Annotated in this window: 1 pseudogene; it reads right to left on the bottom strand. The window is 33.0% G+C overall.

The annotated features are described in order from the left end of the window. Nucleotides 1-309 (bottom strand): annotated as a pseudogene (locus tag J582_RS25685) (mobilization protein (MobL-like)); the annotation flags it as partial.

A 309-nucleotide genomic window follows, 5' to 3' on the forward strand; every position in this document is an offset into this window, starting at 1 on the left:
ATTTCTGAAATATCACGATCTTTTCGGTCGTTTTCGAGCTGTATTGCTATTTTTTGGGAAAACTCTTGCTGCGCTTCGGTCTCAATTTTTTTTGTAAAAGCCGCATGCAATTCTTGGATTTTTAGATCTTCCATTTCTTCTGCATATAGTCGCTTTTGTTTTTCACCATTTTGAGGACTAAAGTATTTATTTCCATAGTTATCTTCTTCAAATATATAACTATTTATGATCTCCAGTCTTTGATCGCGTACATACTCTTGATACTCAGTTTCTCTGCGTGATATTTCAGAAATTTGATGATCTAAAAAT

Origin of the sequence: Acinetobacter sp. 1566109 (assembly GCF_000582255.1) — a bacterium.
GTDB lineage: Bacteria > Pseudomonadota > Gammaproteobacteria > Pseudomonadales > Moraxellaceae > Acinetobacter > Acinetobacter nosocomialis.